Here is a 3,850-nt window from a genome sequence, read left to right on the forward strand (position 1 = left end):
AGCGCGTCGTTGGCGCCCTGGATCACGCCACCGGCGCGGTTGTAGATGCTGTAGTTGCGCGCGCCGGTGAGGCTGCCGCTGCTGTCGATGGCCCGGCCACCCGTGGAGGTAATGCTGCCGGAGTTGTCGATCACCACGCCATTACCGGTGGTGCCGTCCTTCAAGGTCACCGCGACTTTGGAGGTGGTGATACTGCCCGGTGCCGAAATCGTCAGCGAGTCGCTACCGCCCAGGGTTTGCCCGGTGGTGGTGGGCGTGTCGATCTGCAGCGTCTTGGTTGGCGCGGGCGCCGCATCGGCAAAACCGCTGCTGACCAGCAGGCCGAGAGTGAGCGCAAGGCGCTGGGGCGAAGGGGGCATGGCGGGCGACCTTGTTTTTGGAAAAGAGTCGACCTATATAGCGGAGGTTTTTTACAGAATGATGGCGAGGAGGTGACGGGGATTGAAATGAGCCTGACGGTTGAAGAACGAACCCGGTTGATCGAAAGCATTCAGGATGCATTGGCCGAGGGAACGCTGGAAATAGCCGAGGCGGTACGCCGGCTGCGAACGGAAGTCACTGGGCTGCATCAGAGCCAGTTTGCCAAGATGTGCAAAATCTCTGTACGCACGCTGGTGCATATCGAACATGGCGAGGGCAATCAGACGCTGAAGTCGTTGAACGCAGTGTTCAGGCCGTTTGGGTTGAAGATGGGAGTGGTGAAGGTTCGCAGAAGCTTGTAGGAAAAGGCGATGGCGTGGTGTTTGATCGTGAGCAAGTATTTCAAGGTATAGATGCTCGCCTATTCGCCTCGGCTGAGCACAAGGCCCGGATGCGCTGAAGATACAATGTGGGAGCCGGGCTTGCCTGCGATGACGGTGGGTCAGTTGATACATTCGTGACTGATACACCGCTTTCGCGAGCAAGCCCGCTCCCACATTTGTCAGGGGGTGGCAGGGTGGCTTAGGTACGGCACTCCACCAGCGTTTTCAACTGTCCCGAACCGGTCTGGTTTGCATCCGACAGCCACGCTTCAAACCCGGCCCCAATCGCCGGCCATTCCCCATCCAGGATCGAATACCACGCCGTATCCCGGTTCTTTCCCTTCACCACCGTGTGCTGGCGAAACACCCCTTCAAAACTGAAACCCAAACGCTCGGCGGCGTTTTTGGAGCGGGCGTTGGCGTTGTTGCACTTCCACTCCAGGCGGCGATTGCCCAGCTCAAACGAGTGCCTGGCCAGCAGGTACACCGCCTCGGTGCTTTTCGGTGAACGTTGCATCGGGGCGCCGAAGGTCACGTGGCCGATTTCAATGCGGCCTTGCTCGGGCACGATGGACATCAGGCTGAGGATGCCTTGCACCTCGCCGCTGGCCTTGTCGATCACACTGAAGAAGTACGGGTCGCTGTGGGACGCGTGGTTGTTCAGCCAGGCGTCGAAGGCGGCGCGCTCGGGGAATGGGCCGTAAGGCAAATAGTCCCACAGCTTCGGATCCGCGCCGGGGCCTTGCAGGGCGTTGAACAGGTCATCGCCGTGGCGGGCCGGGTCGAGTTTTTCCAGGCGCACGAAGCGCCCTTCGATAAGGGTGACGGTGGGCGCCGGGACACCTTTCCAGTCGGCCAATGATGTCGTCATGCTGTGCTTCTCCTTAAAGACCTTTGCGAAACTGGATAAAACCGGGGCGTTCGGCGATGCGTTCGTACAGCTGGATGGCGGTGGCGTTGGTCTCGTGGGTCAGCCAGTGGACCTTGCAGCAACCGTCGGCCTTGGCGGTGGCGTAGACGAATTCGATCAGCTTGCGGCCGACGCCGGTGCCGCGCTGGGCCGGATCTACCAGCAAATCCTGCAGGTAGCAGGAGTTCTCGATGCTCCAGTTGGACCGGTGGTAGATGAAATTGACCATGCCTACGGCCTTGCCGTCCTGCCAGGCCAGGGCCGAGTGGGTCGGCTCATTGGCGTCGATCAAGCGTTGCCAGGTGTTCTGGCTGACGGCGTCGGGCAGCTCGGTGTTGTAGAAGCACAGGTAGGCTTGCCACAGGGGCAACCAAGCGGCGTGGTCGGCGGCGCTGACCTGGCGGATTTCGATCTGGCTCATGATGGCTCCTTGGGAATAAAGCGGGCGAGGGTCTGGTCGCGTACGTCGGTGCTGGCAGCCAGGCCGTCGCGAACACCGGCGATGTCCGCCGGGCTGCGGTTCTGGCTGAGTTTGCGTTTGCCTTCCAGGCGCTGGATCGGCAGGGCAAAGCCGACAATGGCCTTGAGCATGCCGTCGATGTAGTCGGCCGGGGCGTCGCTGACTTTCCAGGGTTGGGCGCGATTGCCTTCATGGCGGTCGGTGAGGGCGCTGACCAATTCGAGCAGGCGCTCGGCTTCGGTGAACACTTCGCCGGTGCCGTAGGCGTGTACCGCGATGTAATTCCAGGTCGGCACCACTTTGCCGTGTTCGGCCTTGGCCGGGTAGAACGACGGACTGACGTAGGCCTCGGCCCCGGCAAAAATCACCAGGGCCTCGCCGCCATTTTGCAGGTCCTGCCATTGGCGATTGGCCTTGGCCATGTGCCCGTAAAGGGTGCCGTTGGGCCCTTCATCCGGGTTGAGCAGCAGCGGCAAATGGCTGGCTTGCAGGCCTTGTTCGCCCAAGGTCACCAGTTGCGCCAGGCGCGTGTGCTGGATCAGTTGCTGGATTTCGGGCAAGTCATCGAGGGCAAAGGCGCGTGGTGTGTACATGAAGATTTTCCTTGGCGAATGCCTGCATCCTAGGCAGGCTATTGGTTCGTTGTAAGAGCCATCTACAGTCAATTTTATAGGTCCAATTCCATGCCTGCGTTAGAACCACCGCTCTCGTTCAACCCGGCGGGTATCGAGTTGGACCGCCGCCAGGGACTCACCCGCCAGCTCTATCAGGCGCTGCGCCAGCGGGTACTGGATGGCCGGTTGGTCAGTGGCACCCGGCTCCCCGCCAGCCGTGACCTGGCGGCGGCACTGTCGATCTCGCGCAACAGTGTGGTTCGCGCCTACGACCAACTGTATGCCGAAGGATTTATCGAAGGCCGCGTGGGTGATGGCACCTATGTGGCGCAATTGCCGCAGACGCCGACGCCCGCAAAAAAACTATCCACAAAAGTGTCCACAGGGTTATCAACAGGCTTATCCCCAGGTTTATCCACAAAACGGCCGGAGTTACCTGTGTTTTCGTCCAGTCAAGTTATCCACAGCGGTGCGCTGGCGCGGGTGGAAAACAACCATTTGGCGCTTCCGCCCAGTGGTCCGCCGAGGGCCTTCCGGGTGGGCGTACCGGCTTTCGATCTGTTCCCGTTTGACGTGTGGGCCAAGCTGAATGCGGCTTTCTGGCGCAAGCCGGACTTGCAGCAACTGTGTTATGGCGACCCGGCGGGCGACGCGCGCCTGCGTGGATTGATTGCGGCCTATCTACGCAGTTCTCGCGGCATGCAGTGCACGGCTGAGCAAATAGTGATCACCAGTGGTGCGCAGCAGGCAATCAGCCTTTGTGCACAGCTGCTGGTGGAGCCCGGCGATGAGGTTGCCATCGAGAATCCGGGGTATCGGGCAGCAGGCCATGCGTTCGCGGTGGCGGGTGGCCAATTGCATGGCGTGACGGTGGACAGCGAGGGCATCGACTGCGCTGCCTTGAACCGCCTCGGCGGTTGCCGCCTGGCCTACGTCACCCCGTCCCATCAATACCCCACCGGCGTGGTGATGAGCCTGGCCCGGCGCCTGGAACTGCTGGCCTGGGCCGAGCGTACGGGCGGCTGGATCGTCGAGGATGACTACGACGGTGAGTACCGCTACAGCGGCGCGCCCCTGGCGCCACTGGCGGCCCTCGATCGTACGGGGCGGGTGCTGTATGTCG

At 61.6% G+C, this 3,850-nt stretch carries 5 protein-coding genes and 1 pseudogene; 2 read left to right on the forward strand and 4 right to left on the reverse strand.

Features of this window, described 5'->3' with window-relative positions; translation table 11 throughout:
* A pseudogene (locus HX846_RS28855) lies at positions 1-359 on the reverse strand (autotransporter domain-containing protein); the annotation flags it as partial.
* 87 nt (positions 360-446) lie between these two features.
* Here HX846_RS28855 and HX846_RS28860 point away from each other — a divergent pair.
* Positions 447-722, forward strand: a complete 276-nt coding sequence (locus HX846_RS28860) for a helix-turn-helix domain-containing protein (RefSeq protein WP_087694596.1) — start codon at positions 447-449, stop codon at positions 720-722.
* A gap of 220 nt (positions 723-942) precedes the next feature.
* Here the strand turns inward: HX846_RS28860 and HX846_RS28865 are convergent, their stop codons facing one another.
* From HX846_RS28865 to HX846_RS28875, 3 genes are read right to left on the reverse strand one after another with little or no spacing between them, the layout of a single operon-like run.
* The gene (locus HX846_RS28865) at positions 943-1,614 is read right to left on the reverse strand and encodes a GNAT family N-acetyltransferase (RefSeq protein ID WP_177020311.1); all 672 of its coding nucleotides are present in this window, start codon (positions 1,612-1,614) and stop codon (positions 943-945) included.
* Positions 1,615-1,627: 13 nt separating this feature from the next.
* Positions 1,628-2,074: a GNAT family N-acetyltransferase gene (locus HX846_RS28870; protein WP_178966631.1), complete on the reverse strand. Its 447-nt coding sequence runs from the start codon at positions 2,072-2,074 to the stop codon at positions 1,628-1,630.
* Positions 2,071-2,706, reverse strand: a complete 636-nt coding sequence (locus HX846_RS28875) for an FMN-binding negative transcriptional regulator (protein ID WP_003213431.1) — start codon at positions 2,704-2,706, stop codon at positions 2,071-2,073. The genes HX846_RS28870 and HX846_RS28875 overlap by 4 nt, the downstream gene beginning before the upstream one ends.
* 90 nt (positions 2,707-2,796) lie before the next feature.
* On the opposite strand from HX846_RS28875, the gene HX846_RS28880 reads away from it, so the two are divergent.
* The coding region (locus HX846_RS28880) for a PLP-dependent aminotransferase family protein (protein WP_178966633.1) at positions 2,797-3,850 on the forward strand (1,054 nt) is incomplete at its 3' end.

It is taken from the genome of Pseudomonas sp. K5002 (assembly GCF_013386655.1).
Lineage (GTDB): Bacteria > Pseudomonadota > Gammaproteobacteria > Pseudomonadales > Pseudomonadaceae > Aquipseudomonas.